16 protein-coding genes and 1 pseudogene are annotated in these 16,535 nt (G+C 58.5%); 6 read left to right on the plus strand and 11 right to left on the minus strand.

What is annotated here, in order from left to right; translation table 11 throughout:
* From M6689_RS03995 to rpsB, 8 genes are all read right to left on the minus strand, one after another.
* A partial coding sequence (locus tag M6689_RS03995; protein ID WP_298268118.1) for a site-2 protease family protein occupies positions 1-205 on the minus strand: 205 nt, incomplete at its 3' end.
* Positions 206-248: 43 nt separating this feature from the next.
* Positions 249-1,403, minus strand: a complete 1,155-nt coding sequence (locus tag M6689_RS04000) for a 1-deoxy-D-xylulose-5-phosphate reductoisomerase (RefSeq protein ID WP_298268120.1) — start codon at positions 1,401-1,403, stop codon at positions 249-251.
* 17 nt (positions 1,404-1,420) lie between these two features.
* A complete protein-coding gene (locus M6689_RS04005) occupies positions 1,421-2,251 on the minus strand; it encodes a phosphatidate cytidylyltransferase (RefSeq protein ID WP_298268152.1) in 831 nt (276 codons plus the stop codon).
* A 2-nt stretch (positions 2,252-2,253) separates the two neighbouring features.
* Positions 2,254-2,994 carry an isoprenyl transferase gene (locus tag M6689_RS04010; protein ID WP_298268123.1) on the minus strand — a complete coding sequence of 247 codons (741 nt, stop codon included), beginning with the start codon at positions 2,992-2,994 and terminating at the stop codon, positions 2,254-2,256.
* 124 nt (positions 2,995-3,118) lie between these two features.
* Positions 3,119-3,676: a ribosome recycling factor gene (frr, locus tag M6689_RS04015; protein WP_298268127.1), complete on the minus strand. Its 558-nt coding sequence runs from the start codon at positions 3,674-3,676 to the stop codon at positions 3,119-3,121.
* A gap of 1 nt (position 3,677) precedes the next feature.
* On the minus strand, positions 3,678-4,397 hold the full coding sequence (gene pyrH, locus M6689_RS04020; RefSeq protein WP_298268129.1) for a UMP kinase: 720 nt from the start codon (positions 4,395-4,397) through the stop codon (positions 3,678-3,680).
* Between the two features lie 95 nt (positions 4,398-4,492).
* Complete coding sequence (gene tsf / locus M6689_RS04025; RefSeq protein WP_298268133.1) at positions 4,493-5,143, minus strand: translation elongation factor Ts; 651 nt, start codon at positions 5,141-5,143, stop codon at positions 4,493-4,495.
* A 69-nt stretch (positions 5,144-5,212) separates the two neighbouring features.
* Positions 5,213-5,971: a 30S ribosomal protein S2 gene (rpsB, locus tag M6689_RS04030; protein WP_298268135.1), complete on the minus strand. Its 759-nt coding sequence runs from the start codon at positions 5,969-5,971 to the stop codon at positions 5,213-5,215.
* A gap of 205 nt (positions 5,972-6,176) precedes the next feature.
* Between rpsB and lptF the strand changes: the two genes are divergently transcribed.
* The 3 genes from lptF to M6689_RS04045 all read left to right on the plus strand — a co-directional run bounded on the left by lptF (position 6,177) and on the right by M6689_RS04045 (position 9,460).
* Positions 6,177-7,349, plus strand: a complete 1,173-nt coding sequence (gene lptF, locus M6689_RS04035) for an LPS export ABC transporter permease LptF (RefSeq protein WP_298268154.1) — start codon at positions 6,177-6,179, stop codon at positions 7,347-7,349.
* On the plus strand, positions 7,346-8,425 hold the full coding sequence (gene lptG / locus M6689_RS04040) for an LPS export ABC transporter permease LptG (protein WP_298268138.1): 1,080 nt from the start codon (positions 7,346-7,348) through the stop codon (positions 8,423-8,425). Before lptF ends, lptG begins: the two co-directional genes overlap by 4 nt.
* A 72-nt stretch (positions 8,426-8,497) precedes the next feature.
* A complete protein-coding gene (locus tag M6689_RS04045; RefSeq protein WP_298268140.1) occupies positions 8,498-9,460 on the plus strand; it encodes an IPT/TIG domain-containing protein in 963 nt (320 codons plus the stop codon).
* Between the two features lie 42 nt (positions 9,461-9,502).
* Here M6689_RS04045 and gptM read toward each other — a convergent pair whose 3' ends face one another.
* The 3 genes from gptM to M6689_RS04060 form a co-directional block, all read right to left on the minus strand.
* Positions 9,503-10,807: a geopeptide radical SAM maturase gene (gene gptM / locus M6689_RS04050; protein ID WP_298268142.1), complete on the minus strand. Its 1,305-nt coding sequence runs from the start codon at positions 10,805-10,807 to the stop codon at positions 9,503-9,505.
* Positions 10,808-10,934: 127 nt separating this feature from the next.
* A complete protein-coding gene (locus M6689_RS04055; RefSeq protein WP_298268145.1) occupies positions 10,935-11,060 on the minus strand; it encodes a hypothetical protein in 126 nt (41 codons plus the stop codon).
* Between the two features lie 133 nt (positions 11,061-11,193).
* The gene (locus M6689_RS04060; protein WP_298268147.1) at positions 11,194-13,098 is read right to left on the minus strand and encodes a TonB-dependent receptor; all 1,905 of its coding nucleotides are present in this window, start codon (positions 13,096-13,098) and stop codon (positions 11,194-11,196) included.
* 711 nt (positions 13,099-13,809) lie between these two features.
* Here M6689_RS04060 and M6689_RS04065 point away from each other — a divergent pair.
* From M6689_RS04065 to M6689_RS04075, 3 genes and pseudogenes are all read left to right on the plus strand, one after another.
* Positions 13,810-14,100 (plus strand): annotated as a pseudogene (locus tag M6689_RS04065) (ABC transporter substrate binding protein); the annotation flags it as partial.
* A gap of 97 nt (positions 14,101-14,197) precedes the next feature.
* Positions 14,198-14,518 (plus strand): ABC transporter substrate binding protein, encoded by a 321-nt coding sequence (locus tag M6689_RS04070; protein ID WP_298268149.1) that lies wholly within the window; start codon positions 14,198-14,200, stop codon positions 14,516-14,518.
* A gap of 9 nt (positions 14,519-14,527) precedes the next feature.
* A complete protein-coding gene (locus M6689_RS04075) occupies positions 14,528-16,492 on the plus strand; it encodes an ATP-binding protein (RefSeq protein ID WP_298268150.1) in 1,965 nt (654 codons plus the stop codon).
* Positions 16,493-16,535: the final 43 nt, after the last annotated feature.

Here is a 16,535-nt window from a genome sequence, read left to right on the forward strand (position 1 = left end):
CCACCATCTTGACGTAGCCCCCCAGAGGGAAGGCGGAAATCAGATATTCCGTCTCGCCAATCTGCTTCCCGACCAGCTTCGGGCCGAACCCGAGGGAAAACTTCTCGACACCGACACGGAACAGTTTGGCAAAGATGAAGTGGCCCAGTTCGTGAACGAAAATCAGGATACCGAGAACGACAATGGCTGAAATGATGCTGAGCATGTGATTCCTCTCAATGCTGGCAGGAAGTGAGCCGAGGCACGCCCTAATCGAGTCCCAGGAGTTCGCGCGCCCTGTTCCGTGCCCATAGATCGACGCCGAGAACCTCGTCGAGGGATGAAAGGGTGTGGGGAGTGTGACTGTCCATGGTCCGCTCGATGGCTGCCGCAATGGCGGTAAAGCCGATTCTCCCTTTCAGAAAGGCCTCTACGGCAACTTCGTTGGCTGCATTCATGACCGCCGGCATGCTCTCCCCGTCGGAGAGGGAACGGTAGGCAAGGCTGAGTGCGGGAAAACGGCGGAAATCGGGTCGAAAAAAACTCAGACCCGAAAGTTCCGTAAGGTCCAGCGGCTTAACTCCGGTCGGAATCCGCCCCGGATAAGTCAGCGCATAGGCAATCGGCGCCCTCATGTCGGGTACGCCGAGTTGGGCCATGACACAGCCGTCCACGTATTCGACCATGGAATGGATGATGCTTTGAGGGTGAATGTTGACGTCGATCTGCTCGGCAGGAGTATCGAAGAGCCACCGGGCTTCTATGACCTCAAGCCCCTTGTTCATCATGGTGGCCGAATCGATGGTTATCTTCTGCCCCATGCTCCAGTTGGGGTGGTTCAGGGCATCACTGATGGAAACCCGGTCGAGCTGATCCAGCGGGAGGTTGAGGAACGGCCCCCCCGATGCCGTAAGGATGATCCGCTTCACGTCCTTTCGACTCTGCCCTTCCAGCGACTGAAATACCGCACTGTGTTCGCTGTCGACGGGGTAGAGCTTGACCCGATTCTCCCGAACCAGCTCCATCATGAGACGGCCGGCGGTAACCAGGGTCTCCTTGTTGGCCAGGGCGATATCCTTGCCTGCCTTGACGGCGGCCGCAGTGGGGATGAGCCCGGCGGCCCCGACAATTGCCGCGACCACCATATCGGCGTCGCTGGCGGTGGCTGCCGCAATGAGCCCGGCAACGCCGTGGTGGATCTCCGGCTTATCGCCGATCAACATCTTATCAAGCTCGATTGCCCGTTCGCTGGTCAGGACGCTGACCAGCTTCGGTCTGAAAATTTCTATCTGTCTTTTCAGCAGGGAGAGATTGTTTCCCGCCGTAAGGGCAACCACTTCGAAGCGGTCACGATGTGCGGCGACGATATCGAGGGTGCTTACCCCAATTGAACCTGTCGATCCGAGTATTGTCAGCTTTTTCATATTCCCTCATCAAAACCTTAGCGGTTCGCAAAAAACAATGAAGCATAGTAATAGGCCGCCGGAGCGGCAAAGAGGATGCTGTCGAGACGATCGAGAACCCCGCCGTGCCCCGGGATAATGGCACCCGAATCCTTGACGCCGAAACTCCGCTTCAGAAGCGATTCGAAAAGATCCCCCACCTGCCCCAGAGGTCCCATTGTGAGCGCTACGGCGAGGCAATCGCCGACCGTGAGCTCCGGAAAAAACGTGGCCTTCGCGATGAAGGCTCCGACAATACTGCCGCAAAGGCCTCCAAGCGCCCCTTCGACACTCTTGTTCGGGCTCACCACTGGATACAGCTTGCGCTTGCCCAGGCTGCTCCCGACGTAATAGGCAGCCGTGTCGCCCGCCATGACAATGACCAGCAGGAGGAAAACCCAGTCGATACCGTGGGGAAGGTTCCGAAGCCACAGCAGATGGGTGAGGAGCAGCGGCACGTACAGAAACCCCGCTCCGAGAAGAGCGATCTCTCCGGCAGCGTGACGAATGTCGCGAAAAGAAAAAAGAACCCGGAGGGCACACGCAATGAAGAGTGCCGTCAAGAGGGGTACCGCCAGGCCGTGCACGGCAGATTGCGACATCCCGGCAGGATAGAGCGACGGGAGGAAGAGAAAGATCGGGATGCTCCCACCGGCAAGGGAGGCGACGATCCCGTCACCCTTGCGCTCAGGCAGGGCCATGCGGTAAAACTCCCCGAGCCCGAGCACGGACAAGAGCACGATGAGAGCAGTGAAAAGAAAAATCCCTCCCTTGAGAACGAGGAGGATGAGAAGCGGCAGGGCAACGGCCCCGGTGATCACGCGTTTAATGGTCAGCTCCTGTTCTGTAGCTGGGCGCTCGTGCGGCCAAATCGCCGCTCCCTCGACTGGTAGTCGCGCAAAGCCTTAAGAAGTTCGATCCTGGAAAATTCCGGCCAGTTGACGTTCGAGAAATAAAGCTCCGTGTACGCCAGTTGCCAGAGCAGGAAATTGCTGATCCGCATCTCGCCGCTCGTCCTGATGAGGAAATCTGGGTCGGGAATGGTTGCCGTGAAGAGATAGGAGGAGAACGATCTCTCGTCAATGGCGCCGGGGTCAACGGTCCCGGCAGAAATGTCGGCCGCCAGGCGGGCAGCCGCCCTGATGATCTCCTGACGGGCGCCGTAGGAAAGGGCGAGGGTCAACACCATTCCCGTGTTCCCTTCCGTTCGGACGATGGCCTCCTGAACGGCATCGTTCACGTCAGGTGGAAGCTCGTCCCGATTACCGATGACGTTGAACCTGATGTTGTTCGCGGTCATCCGGGCGACTTCCGCCTTGATGTATTTCTTGAGGAGAGCCATGAGCGCTTTCACCTCGGTCTTGGGGCGGAGCCAGTTCTCGGCGGAAAATGCAAAAAGCGTGAGATAGCGGATCCCGAGCTTCGAGCATTCCTCAACTATCACGCGTACCGTCTCGACCCCTTTCTGATGGCCGATTATTCGCTTCAGCATGCGTTCCTGCGCCCAGCGACCATTTCCATCCATGATGATAGCAAGATGGCGGGGAAGCTTTTCGGTATCAAGACCGTGCATAAAGGCCCTTAAAAACAAAAAATCCCCTTTAATTCAGGGGTTAAAGGGGATTAAACCACAAAAGCTCTACAGGCGCAAGCGAAAAAAGTCTTCCGGGACCCCATGTCGGCGCCTCGACGCGACATCAGACCTCCATCACCTCTTTCTCCTTGTGGGCAAGCACTTCGTCAATCTTGGCAACGAACGAATTCGTCACATCCTGAACATCCTTCTCGGCCCTTTTAAGGTCATCCTCGGAAATTTGCTTGTCCTTTTCCAGCTTCTTGAGACCGTCTATGGAATCGCGACGGATGTTGCGGATCGCAATCTTGGCCTCCTCCGCCGATTTCTTGAGCATTTTCACAATCTCCTTCCGGCGCTCTTCCGTAAGGGGGGGAAGGGAGATACGGATCACCTTTCCGTCATTGGCGGGGGTGATGCCGAGGTTCGCGTTCATGATCGCCTTCTCGATCACCGGGATCATCTTCGCTTCCCATGGCTGGATGGTGATAGTCCGGGGTTCGGGCACCGAGAGCGTTGCCACTTGGCTCAGGGGGGAAGGATTGCCGTAGTAATCGACCTTTATCTCATCGAGCAGACCGGTGCTCGCTCTGCCGGTACGCACTTTCTGGTACTCGCGTCGCAGAGAGTCGACCGATTTTTCCATGTGATTCTTCATATCGGCAATGACATTCTTCGTCATGCTACGCTCCTTTCACAATGGTGCCTATTTCCTCACCGCACACAACTTTCTTGATATTTCCGTAACTGGTAATATCGAACACGATAATGGGGAGGTTGTTGTCCATGCAGAGGGAAGTCGCCGTGGCATCCATGACCTGAAGCCCCTTCTTGAGAACCTCAAGATAGGTAAGCGTCGGGTATTTGACCGCCGTGGGGTCCTTCTTGGGATCGGCCGAATAGACCCCGTCGACCTTCGTTCCCTTCAGGATTACGTCTGCCCCGATCTCCATGGCCCGCAGACTGGCTGCCGTGTCGGTCGTAAAATAGGGGTTGCCCGTGCCGGCACCGAATATGACGATGCGCCCTTTCTCCAAATGACGGATGGCGCGGCGACGGATGTAGGGTTCCGCAACCTCCTGCATGGCTATGGCGGACTGCACGCGGGTGTCGACGCCGATTTTCTCCAGGGCATCCTGCATCGCAAGGGAATTGATCATGGTAGCCAGCATCCCCATGTAGTCGGCGCTGGCCCGGTCCATCCCCTTCGATGACGCCGCAAGCCCCCGGAAAATGTTCCCCCCCCCGATAACCAGAGCCAGCTCGGTGCCGGTAGCCACAACCTCCTTGATCTCCGAGGCGATGGCCGTAATTATGGACGGATCGATGCCGTACCCTTGGTCGCCGGCCAGAGCCTCGCCGGAGAGTTTCAGCAGAACTCGTTTATAGTGTGGTTTCGCCATGCTTGTGTCCGCCTCCGTTGCCGGCACACCCCGCGCCGGCCTCATGCTGCGCGTACAAAAAAGGCCGGCCATGGGAATGACCGGCCCTCGTGCCCTTACAGCCCTGCTGCGGCAGCAACCTCAGCAGCGAAGTCCGTCTCTTTCTTGGCAAGCCCCTCACCGAGAGCGTAACGGGTAAAGCGCCGAACCGAGATATTCTCACCAATGGCGGCGATGGTCTCGTTCAGGAACTGCTGGACGCTCTTGTCAGAATCCTTCACGTAAGGCTGCTCAAGGAGACAGATGTCGGCATAGAACTTGTTGACCTGACCTTCGATGATCTTTTCGATGATGTTTTCCGGCTTCCCGGTTTCACGGGCTTTGGCGCGATAGATATCTTTCTCGCGCTCAACGACATCGGCCGGGACTTCCTCGCGGCGAACGAACTGCGGAGCAGCCGCGGCAATGTGCATGGCGATATCCTTCACAAACGCCTGGAAGTTCTCGTTGCGGGCAACGAAATCGGTCTCGCAGTTAACCTCGACCAGAACGCCGATCTTGCCGCCTGCATGGATGTAGGAACCGACCAGCCCCTCGGTGGCGGCACGGCCGGCCTTTTTGGAGGCAGCGGCAAGCCCTTTCTTCCTGAGGTAATCAACGGCCTTCTCGTGGTCTCCCCCTGTTTCGGTGAGGGCCTTCTTGCAGTCCATGAGCCCCGCGCCGGTGACCTTACGCAATTCGTTAACCTGTGCAGCTGTAATGCTCACTGTATCCTCCGGATGGGGTTCGACGCCATGCCAAGCCCCTTGATGTGTTAATGTATTCGGGAGCGCCGGCTATTCGCCCGCCTCCTCCGCCCCGGCAGCCTCACCAGCCTCCTCACCTTCGGTATCGGCCCGGAGGGCGACCTCACGAGCCTGGGACCCTTCGAGGACCGCCTCAGCCATCTTTGCGGAAAGAAGGCGGATCGCCCGGATGGCATCGTCGTTGCCGGGAATCACGTAATCGATCGGATCAGGGTCACAGTTGGTGTCGACGACCGCAACAACGGGAATTCCGAGCTTCTTCGCTTCACTGATCGCAATGGTCTCGTTTTTCGGATCGATCACGAAGAGGGCGCCGGGGAGCTTCCCCATCCCCTTGATCCCGCCAAGGGTTTTTTCGAGCTTCTGGCGCTCTTTCTCAAGCTGAAGCGCCTCTTTCTTGGTGTATGCCTCAATGGTGCCGTCGGCGAACATGGCATCGAGGCGCTTGAGGCGGTCGATGCTCTGCTTCACCGTAGCAAAGTTGGTGAGCATCCCCCCGAGCCAGCGCTGATTCACGAAGAACATGCCGCAACGCTGGGCCTCTTCGCCGATCGAATCCTGCGCCTGCTTCTTGGTCCCCACGAAAAGGAGCGTCTCCCCCGCCTGGGCATTCTCGCGCACGAAGTTGTATGCATTCTTGAAAAGGCGGACGGTCTTCTGGAGATCGATGATGTAGATCCCGTTCCGCGCCCCGAAGATGTACGGCTTCATCTTCGGGTTCCATCTCTTGGTCTGGTGACCGAAGTGGACGCCGGCCTCCAGAAGTTCCTTCATGGTGATGTTCGACATGTGCTTTCTCCTTTGGTTTGTGCCTCCGCTTCCCCGACAACCGGAATCCGCACATCACGGACACCACCGGCCTGACAGAAAGCGTGCGGAATATAAACAGCGGATTCATATACCACACGGAACCCGACTTGGCAAGAGCAAAGTGGAACCCGCAGGGGCTGACATTATTTACATCGCAGCACCCTTCGTGTATCATGGCTCGCTCATGACCCGAACCCTCTACCGATACATATTCAGGGAAACAGCCGTTCCTTTCGTGCTGGGGATGGCCGTCTTCACCTTCGTTCTGCTTATGGGACGGCTCCTCAAACTCGCCGAAATGGTCTTTGCCAAGGGGGTGCCGTTCGTTGACGTCTGCAGACTGATTCTCTACATGCTCCCCTCATTCCTCCTCGTGACGATTCCGATGGCCTTTCTGCTGGCGGTGCTCCTCGCCTTCGGAAGACTCTCCTCGGACAGTGAAATAACCGCCATGAAGGCAAGTGGCGTGGGGGTCGGCTCCCTGCTGCCGCCGGTCCTCGTTTTTGCCGTTCTGACGTACCTCGCCACCACCTTCGTCACTGTGTACGCTCTTCCGTGGGGAAGCTCCTCGTTCAAGCGGTTTCTGTACGAGGTAGTCGAGACGCGGGCCGCAACAAGCATCCGCGAAAAGGTATTCAACGACGATTTTCCCGGCCTCGTCATTTATGTAGACAATTACGACCAGGTGAACCATGACATCTACGGCATCCTGATCCAGGACGAGCGCAACCCCGACGAGCAGGCGACCATTTTCGCCGCGGCGGGGAAAATTGTCGCCAATCCCGAAACAAAGAGCGTCCGGCTTCACCTGGAAGACGGAGGAATCCACCGGCTGGCCGGCAAGGAAGGGTACCGGATCGTCCAGTTCGCAAGTTACGACCTGAACGTCAATCTGCAGCAGCAATCGAAGAAGCACTACCTCGACGAGCAGGACATGACCCTCGGCGAACTGATGACCTACCTTCGGGCGCCGCAGGAAGAGACGAAATTTCTGCGCGATGCGCGGATCGAACTCCAGAAGCGGTTTGCACTGCCGTTCGCCTGCATCGTTTTCGCCATCATCGGCATCCCCCTCGGCATCCACAACCAGCGCTCCGGACGGGCCGGCGGCTTTTCCTCGGGGATATTTCTCCTGCTGGGCTACTACATCCTCATGTCGGGTGCAAAGGCTGTCTGCGAGAAGGGGATCCTCCCTCCCATCATCGCCATGTGGATACCGAACATCCTCCTGACCGGCATCGGCATCAATTTGCTCCTACGAACCGCCAGTGAACGGCCCCTCCCGTTCGCCGGCACCGTCAGGGAGCTTTCGCACCGGACCCGGGAGTTTCTCGGAAAGGCCACGAAGTCGTCGTGAACATCCTGACCCGTTACATAGCGGCCGCGTATCTGCGCATCTTTGGCCTCTGCCTCGCGGCATTCATTGCGATCTACCTGGTGATCGACTTTCTGGAAAAAATCGGCCGTTTGCTTCGCTTCCAGCCCCGGTGGACGGATATCATCCATTTTTTTCTGCTGAAGATACCGGAAATATTCACCCAGGTGGTGCCGCTCGCCGTCCTCATGGCAACACTGCTCACCCTCGGGCTCCTCTCCCGCAACAGCGAGATCACCGCCATGCGCGGATGCGGCATAAGCCTGGCGCGGATCAGCGCACCGATTCTCGCCATCGCCTGCGGTGTGAGCTTCCTCACCATCGTCACCAACGAGTTCGTGCTTCCCGAGACCTACCAGAGGATGCGGTACATCGAAGAAGTCCTGATCAGGAAACAGAGCTACAACACCTTCTTTCGCCAGAACAACATCTGGCACAAGGACGGAAACACGATCATGATGGCCCGCCTTTTCGACCCGGCCCGCCAGACCCTGGGAGGCATCACTATCTGGAACTTCGCCGAGGGGCTCCGGCCTATCAAGCGGATCGATGCGGACTCAGCCACAAGGGAGAAGCAGCAGTGGGTCCTGCACCGCGTAACGGTGCGAGAGCTGGGGAAGGACGGGATCTCTGCCACAACGAAGGCGGCAGACTTCCCGACAGCGCTCAACCTGACAATCGAAGATCTGAAGGTGGTCGACAAGTACGCCGACAACATGGGGTTTCTCAAACTGAGGGAATACATAAGAAAGCTGCGCCGTGGAGGATACGAAACGACGCGGTACGAGGCGCAGATGCACGCCAAGATCTCGCTCCCCTTCGCCTCGCTGATCATGGCGTTTCTCGGCATTCCCTTCGCCCTGCGGGGCGGGAGGTCGAGCGGCATCGCCGTCGGCATCGGGGCCAGCATCGCCATCGGTTTTGCCTATTTCATCACGAACTCCATTCTCATATCGTTCGGCCAGACCGGGGTTCTCCCCCCCTTTGTCTCCGCCTGGATCGCCAACCTCCTCTTTGCCCTCACGGGCGTCTGGCTGGCCATGACCGTTACCCGTTGACATCGCAACCGACGGTGATTTAATTGCCGGGAACGCCCGATTCGGCGGGAATGAAAATATTCCGGAGGCTCCATGAGATACCGTCCCCTGGCTCTCGTTCTCCTTGCAACCATCGCCTTGGCTCCGCCGGCTTGGTCAGCCCCCAAGAACGGCAAGAAGAAACCGGCAACGAGTCCGGCTGCCGCCAAAAAGCGAGCCGATTCCACACCGGCAGTCAACATCCTCAGCATCATCCCCGCCCAGGGCGAACCGAACAGTACCATCACCCTTTCCGGTACCGCCTTCACCGAGAAGACCGTCGCCTTCCTCGGCAATACCGAAGTACCGACAAAGGTCATCTCCCCCCAGACCCTGACCTTCGACATCCCGAAACTGGCCCCCGGCCTCTACGCCCTCTTTCTCAAGCGGGAGGACGGCACCACCAGCAGGACCTACAACTTCATGATCCTGCCGCCCAAGCCGGTCGTCGATTCCATCTCCCCCGACAGCATCGCCGCATGCTCCAGCGGCGCCGAACGCAGGATCACAATTTCGGGCCACAACTTCGAGCCGGGTAACAGGGTCCTCTTCGACGGCTCCATCGTTGCGAGCAGCTACTCCTCGCCGGAGTCGGTCTCGTTCACCGTCCCCGCCGTGCCGGGAGGACTCCACCAGGTGCAGGTGAAAAACCCCGAAGACACCATCACGACTCCCATAACCCTCTCGGTCATCTCGACACCGGAAATATACGGCGTCAGCAGGGGGGAGAGCTTCGTGACCTACTACAAACTCATTATCGAGGGGAAAAATTTTCAGCCGGGGTCTTCACTCATGGTGGAGGAGAGAAGCTTTCAGGTGGGGTTGAATGCCGGTGTCGGCAAGCGTCTCACCGCCGGGGCAACCCGCAGCGGCGAGCGGGAATCGGTCATCTTCGTCGACTGTTCCAAGCTTGTCTATCAACGCTACCCGGCAGACCCGACGGACAAGGATCTCCGGATTCAGGTCGTAAATCCGAATGGCGAGGTGAGTTCGGTGGTGCAGGTGACGGCGCCGTAGCGCATCTCCCTGCCCTGTCAGCCAGACAACGGCAACCTCTGTTCACCCCTCCGTCGAACGGACACGATAGGCGATGTCCTGTTTGAGGCAAGGCTCCAGGAAGGCATCGAAGAAGTCGCGATTGCAGTTGAGAGCGTCGATACGCCCATTGTCGAGGAAACCGAGATAACGGCATCCCCCGAAGCAGAGGGGGAGGTAGGGACAATCGAGGCATTCATCGTTCTGCCACAAACCCAGGCCGTGGGTCATGCGGCAGTCGCGCATGCCGGTCCCGACATCGCCGGCCTCAGCTCCTTCGATTCCGATGAGCGCCGGACATTTGTAGAAGGTACCGTCGTAGTTGACGACAAGGTTTTCAGCCGTTTCAACGGCACAGATATGGGGCTCCATCTTTGGTGGCTCAAATCCCCGCCGAAGAAGCTCCTCCCTGAGAAAAAGGATCGCTTCGGCTACCCACGGCTCGTTGGCGGAGATGCAGCCACCGGTGAATTCCGGCAAGGCGCGGCTGGATGGGGTCGACACAACGGGACTGAACTGCATCGGACCTAGGCGGTCGGGGGTCAACCCCTCGGCAATGAGGAGGTCAAAGAGGCGGGGGAACTCGCGGTAATTCTCCCGGGTAAAGTTGCCGCCGATCTGGAGCGCGATCAGCCCGGCAACTTCCCTGAGGTTGCGCATGATGACGTCGAAGCTTCCCCGGCCGTCGGTGAACGGGCGGGCGGCGTCGTGGATTTCCCGGGGGCCGTCCAGGGTCACGGTGGCCCCCTTCAGGCCGAAGGGGAGCAGTTCTTCCACCCGCTGGCGGGTCAGGAGCGTGCCGTTGGTCATCAGGCTGAAGCCGAAGGAAAGTCCCCGTTCCTCCGTCACCGCTTTGACCTTTCCGGCGATTCTCCTGATGAGAGGGACACTGAGGAGCGGTTCGCCGCCGTAAAAATTGAGCGACACCGACTTGCCGCGCGCGACCGGTCCGCTGGCGATTACATCCACCAGCCGGTCGGCGGTTTCCTCCCCCATGAAGTGCTTACCCTTCAGGGTCCCCTCGAAACAGTAGGTGCAGCCGAGGTTACAGTCCAGGTTCAGCACCACCAGGGCCGAGAAGACCTCCTGGCGCAGATTCATCTCCTCGGTCATCCCCAGTATCGCCCGTCGCTCCACCTCATGGTCAGGGACAAGAAAACCGAGCCCGGCCAGGGTCTCCTCATCGGCGGGATCGAGCCCTCCCTCCTCGATTTCCTGCAGCAGCGCCGAGGGGACGAGCACGCTCGCCCCCGTTCTGGCGGCAAAGAGGATGCAATCTCCCTGACGATCCTCGCAGGGAAATACCTTCGTGTAGCGGGAAAGCTTCAACTTACTCTCCGTATGCTTTTGCGGACGCACAGCCGCCGTTCGGCGAGCGTTACCGGCCGCGTGGTACTGTGTTCATCAAACGGAATAAAAAAAGGGGAGAAGCTCTCCCCTTTTTCGTCCGAATGAACTAGTTGATGTAAAGTCTAAAAATCGGGACCATGCAATACTTCGGGTAGGGCGACTTGGCGTTTCCTTCGTCAAGGACGAGGATACGGGTTGAGGAGTTCGGTGCGGTGACGTGCGCGTTCTTCATGGTGGGGCCTCCTGCCGTGAATTTGACCATCAACTGGAATGGCCAAAACAGTATTCTAAAATTCGCCGTAAGTCAACGGCTTAATTGCGCGTGAGCATGGACGGTTTCATGACAGTCATGTCGCCCGAGACGATCAAAACCTGAACCGCACCCCCCCCTCAAACCACCGGCGGGGGTTCTTCAGGCTGTCGTAGAGATACTGGGCGCCGTTGAAAAGGTTGTGGGCGGTGAAGAACGCCTCCGCGTCCATCCGCTCCCCCTTGAAGAGGCGCTTCGTCAGGTTCAGGTCCCAGACGACCGGCGTGTATTTCGCCCGGTTGTCGCTCGCAGCGTTCCACCAAATGTAGTGGCCGGTCAAGGTCCCCCGGAGGCCGTTCCGGTCGTCGTACTGGAGAGCCAGATTGTAAATGTGAGACGCCACGTTGGAGAGTTGCTCGTCGGTGTCGCGGTTGCGGGCGTCGACATAGGCATAGCCGGTTGCGATGGAGGTATTGAAAAAGGGTACGGTCCTCACTTCCACCTCCACCCCCTGGCGACGTTGCCGATTTTGGTTGAGGAACTGTGCCTGTCCGTTGGAGAGAAGTATCGGAACAATGGCGTCGGATATGTCGTGCCGGAATAAGGTTGACTTGAGCCAGAAATACCTGAACAAAGTGGTCTCAAATCCCGCCTGGTAGGAGAGGACCTTCTCCACCTTGAGCCCCGGGCTCGGGGCCGTAGTGAGGCCGTCGCCGGAGGTGAAGATGAGGGGAGGGATATTGAACCCTCGCGCCACCGCCCCCCGCAGGACGATATGCTCCCCGAGACCGTAGGTAACCCCGAGGCTCGGACTCGCGAAGTCGCCGTTGGTGCTGGTATGGTCGTAACGGACGCCGGGAATGACGGTCAGGTTGCCAACGGCGATGGTGTCGTTGGCGAAGAGTGCCCACTTGGTGAGGTGAGGGGTCACGACGGCCGCAGGATTTCCGACCGCCGTCGTCGTTTCCTCGACGTCACCGCGGTCGAAATCGGCCCCAAAGGCAAGGTGATGGGCCCTCTCCCGCCACGTGAGTTTGGCGCTCCCACCATAGGTCAGCTCGTCTATTGAGACCTTCGACTGCTCCAAACCCGTACTTAGTTGGGAATCAATCCGGGCAAGACTCTTCCAGGAGGTGCGCAGTGAAAGGTCGAGATCGATCCGCTCGGTGACCGGATAGGCAAAGGAGAAGGTCGAAAAGAGGTTGTCGAACCGGTTTCTGCTCGACAGGTCGGCGCGGAAGTCTTGCTGGTCCCCGCGGGAACTGCCGCTGTAACCGAGGGTCCACTGGAGTGAACCGCCGTCCGGCAGCTCTCTCTGGAATTTACCGTAGGCCCGGTTGCCGTCGAACTGGTTATTGGGCAGGAGGCCGTCCGAATGGAGCTTGCCGGCATGGACGTAGTAGCCGTTCCCCCCGACCGTGCCGGAGAGCTCCACCCGGTGGTCGCCGGTGAAGCGCTCGCCGAAGGAGGTGGAGACGAGACCCGCAGCGGAGCGCTCGTCATTGGGGCTCTTCGTGATGACGTTGATTATGCCGCCGAGGGAGGAGCCCCACGACGATGACGCGGGCCCTTTGATGATCTCGATCCGCTCGATCTGCTGGACCGGGATGGCGCCGACATCGGCCGAGTTGTTGACGAGGAAGTTCTGGGCCACCCCGTCGATCATGACGAGCACGTGGAGCGGGTCCGACCCCTGGACTGCGGGAGTCGACTGGGTGCCGGGGCCGCCCCGCAGGTCGATCTGGACGCCGGTGATCGTATTGAGGACATCTGCCAGGGTATGGGCGTTGATCGCCTCGATCTCCCTGGCAGTGACAACGGTGATGTTCTCCGCCACCTCAGAGATCGGCTTCGGGTCGCGGGATGGCGTCACCACCAGATCCTTATCCTCGTAAAACATCTCGAGAACCCTCAGATCTTCTTCCGTCTGGGCATGAGCCGGAGCAACGCCGCCCAGGATGCCGGCGACCAGCCCCAGTCCGGTCACCACACTGAGGACCAACCGTTTACCCTCTCCCATAATTCTTCCTCGGCAGTTCATATCGCCTTTCGCCCCATTACGCTGCACGCATTCCATCCCCTTGGCGGTTTCTTAAGGAGTGACGCTAATGCAAAAAAAATTCCTCCCGAAGGCCCGATCGCGAGATTCATCGCTGAATATATTCGCAGCTACAGCTAACAAGCTGATATTACTGTTTTTTATGGCGACACAAAGCGGCCCTCCCCCTATCCCTTCCCCGATTATTTCCCGTTTACGGATGGCACCAAAATCGCAATCAAGCATGGTTCATTATGGAGAAGCTTCGACTCGCTCAAAATTTTGACACCATTTTTTCATTAATAATCAATAGGTTCCACCCCCCTTACTGGTCACTGGGCAAGTCAATTCAATGACTTACATAACCTTTTTTGGCACTCCATACAAAAAAACGTCACTTGTCATTGCAAGCAACGCTCAGATATCGTAACACCAGTAGATACTTCGGACATTTTCACAGGCAATCCGCACGCAGAGAAACTTCGTCATCCCCAAAGCGGAAATCCATGCTCGCACCCTATGAAACGCACCCTGTACCTTACAATTTTTGCGCTGATGTTATTCACCGGCACCGCCAAGGCGGCACAGGGTATCCTCGTGCTCGAGAGCATGAGGGTCGCCCCCTATGAAGAAGCGTTGCGGGGTGTCAGAAGCGTTGCGGGGGGGCGAATCAACAAAATGGTTCTCTCCGAAATGGATGGGAGCGACATCATAAGAACGGTGCGGGAAGAGCGGCCGGCGGTTATCGTGGCAATAGGGGCGGAGGCCCTGGCAAAGGTAAGAAAGATCAAGGATACCCCCATCGTCTACCTGATGGTTCTCGATCCGCAGAATTCGCTTACTTCGGGCGAAAATGTCACCGGCATCAATCTTTCCGTTTCCCCGGAACGGCAGCTGGCGGCACTGCAACGGGTAACCCCCAGCATTAAACGGCTCGGCATCATCTACAATCCGGCACGGACCGGGCTGCTGGTCCGCAGGGCCCAGGCAGCCGCCAAAGGGACAGGGATCGAGCTGGTTCTCAGGGAATGCCGAAGCCCCCGGGAGGTTCCACGCCTGTTGGAGGAGCGATTCCTTCTGGATGCTGCCCGATACGACGGTCGTTACCGACGAAACGGTCGAGTTCATGCTCCTTACCTGCCTCAGCCATCGGATTCCCGTTCTGACCTTCTCCGACAAGTATGTGGAAATGGGGGCTCTGATGGCCCTGGCCGTCGACCCCTACGACCTCGGTCGCCAGGCTGGCGAGATGGTCCGCAGGATTCTGGGCGGGGCGTCGGCCGGAAGCATTCCCCATGCTGCTCCACGGAGCACCGTACTGACGGTAAACAGCAAGATCGCCCGCAAACTCGGGATTCCCCTCAACGAAGAGGCCATGGGCCGGGCCCGGATCATTCGCTAGGAAGTGGCTATGGCGCTCTTTACCGTATTTCCGACAAGACGTAACAGCTTCGGCCTGAAGTTTTTCGTTCTGTTCGCGGTGTTCATTGCCGGCATCTCGCTTTCATTCACGCTTCTCTTCTTTCATTACCAGCGGGCGGCGCTTGAGGAGAACATGACCGGCGAGGGACTGCTGCTGGCGCGGCTGCTGGCTTACAACGTCAGGCTCGGCGTATTCACCGAGAACAGCGAACTCCTCAAAGATCCCATCGGAGGGATTCTCCAGCACGAGGGGGTCCTCTTCGTCACCGTGGTCTCCGCGGAAGGGACGTTACTCCGGGAGGAGGCACATCCCTCGGTACTCAAGACCCCCGAGCGCGGCTTTCCCCATTGGAGCACAAGATTCGGACAGGTCAGAAAGACCTCGGCTCCGCAGGTGTTTCAGGGAAGCGACACCTACGAGTTCTGGGCTCCGGTGGTCTCAACCGCCCAATTCACGTCGACGGAGTCGCTCTACCTCGCCGCCCCTTCGCATGAGACGACCAGAATAACCGGTTTCGTCCGGATCATCCTCGACAAGGAGCCGTTACGGATAAAGCTCAAGGCGCTGCTCCTGAAGAGCATCACCCTCGCCTCCGTATTCCTGGTGCTGGGGACGGTCTTCACTTACGTGATTGTCCGGCGGATCACCCGCCCCCTCAACCGGCTCACCGAAGGGCTCAAGAAACTGGAGCGCGGCGAGACATTCGAGCCGGTGCTGGTGGAGAGCAAAGACGAGGTCGGACGGCTTGCCTCGGCGTTCAACCATCTCGTGGAAACGCTCCAGGCCCGCGAAGCGGAAAAGGAATTCCTGGCAGAGGAACTTCGACACGCCCAGAAGATGGAAGCGGTCGGGACCCTCGCCGGCGGGGTAGCCCACGATTTCAACAATATCCTCACCGCGATTGTCGGATTTGGCACCCTCCTGCAACGGAGCCTCAAGAACGACAATCCCTACCGGATCTATGTCGACCAGATCCTGATCGCCTCGGACCGCGCGACGACTCTGGTAAAGCGACTCCTCGCCTTCGGACGGAAGCAGGTCATCAATCCCCGGCCGACCAACCTTAACGATATCATCAAGAGCATCGAAAAACTCCTGGCCCGCCTCATCAGCGAAGACATCGAATTCCGGATATCGCTGGCCGACGAACCGCTCATCTGCCAGGTCGACACGGGACAAATCGATCAGATCCTGATCAACCTCGTCACCAATGCCCGCGATGCCATGCCCGGTGGCGGTTCTCTGACTATCGCCACGCGCAGCGAATATCTCGACGAAGATTTCTTCGGCCCCGTCGAGAAAGGAATGCCGGGGCGCTACGGCATTATCAGCATCGCCGACTCCGGGATAGGGATGGATGAAGAGACCAGAGCGCGGATCTTCGATCCGTTCTTCACCACCAAGGAGGTCGGCAAAGGGACCGGCCTCGGGCTTTCGATGGCATACGGCATCATCAAGCAGCACGAAGGGTTCGTCACCGTCGAGACGTCGCCGGGAGAAGGGACTACGTTCCACGTCTACTTCCCCCTCATTCAGGCGGCTGCAGCGCCGGAAACAACCGAGTTCGTCCAGGTCGGTCGGGGAAACAGGGAAACGATCCTGGTGGCGGAAGACGACAAGGCGGTCCGCAAACTGGCCAAGCATATCCTCGAACGGAGCGGATACGAGGTTATCGAGGCGGTGGACGGGACCGAGGCGGTCAAAAGGTTCCGGGAGTACGCGGGCAAGATCGACATGGTGCTCCTTGACGTGGTAATGCCCAAACAGAACGGCCAGGCAGCCTACGAGGAGATGAAGCTGACGAAACCGGACCTGAAGGCGCTTTATATCAGCGGCTACACTCAGGACATCATCAACCGCAAGGGTGTGCTTGAGGAGGGGTTTAATTTCATCGCCAAACCGGTGAATCCGTATGAGTTGCTTGCGAAGGTACAGGAGGTGCTGTCGCAGTGAGGAGCATCATAAACTTTGACATGCTGGACGCTCGGGTGTATCA

Origin of the sequence: Geobacter sp., from assembly GCF_027327745.1 — a bacterium.
GTDB lineage: Bacteria > Desulfobacterota > Desulfuromonadia > Geobacterales > Geobacteraceae > Geobacter.

Bases quoted from the DNA above. Each gene is read 5' to 3' on its own strand.
- M6689_RS04070 (WP_298268149.1), top strand. From the start codon at position 14,198: ATGCTGCCCGATACGACGGTCGTTACCGACGAAACGGTCGAGTTCATG.
- M6689_RS04045 (WP_298268140.1), top strand. From the start codon at position 8,498: ATGAGATACCGTCCCCTGGCTCTCGTTCTCCTTGCAACCATCGCCTTG.
- lptF (WP_298268154.1), top strand. From the start codon at position 6,177: ATGACCCGAACCCTCTACCGATACATATTCAGGGAAACAGCCGTTCCT.
- M6689_RS04075 (WP_298268150.1), top strand. From the start codon at position 14,528: ATGGCGCTCTTTACCGTATTTCCGACAAGACGTAACAGCTTCGGCCTG.
- M6689_RS04010 (WP_298268123.1), bottom strand. From the start codon at position 2,994: ATGCACGGTCTTGATACCGAAAAGCTTCCCCGCCATCTTGCTATCATC.
- rpsB (WP_298268135.1), bottom strand. From the start codon at position 5,971: ATGTCGAACATCACCATGAAGGAACTTCTGGAGGCCGGCGTCCACTTC.
- pyrH (WP_298268129.1), bottom strand. From the start codon at position 4,397: ATGGCGAAACCACACTATAAACGAGTTCTGCTGAAACTCTCCGGCGAG.
- M6689_RS04060 (WP_298268147.1), bottom strand. From the start codon at position 13,098: ATGGGAGAGGGTAAACGGTTGGTCCTCAGTGTGGTGACCGGACTGGGG.
- M6689_RS04000 (WP_298268120.1), bottom strand. From the start codon at position 1,403: ATGAAAAAGCTGACAATACTCGGATCGACAGGTTCAATTGGGGTAAGC.
- frr (WP_298268127.1), bottom strand. From the start codon at position 3,676: ATGACGAAGAATGTCATTGCCGATATGAAGAATCACATGGAAAAATCG.
- M6689_RS04055 (WP_298268145.1), bottom strand. From the start codon at position 11,060: ATGAAGAACGCGCACGTCACCGCACCGAACTCCTCAACCCGTATCCTC.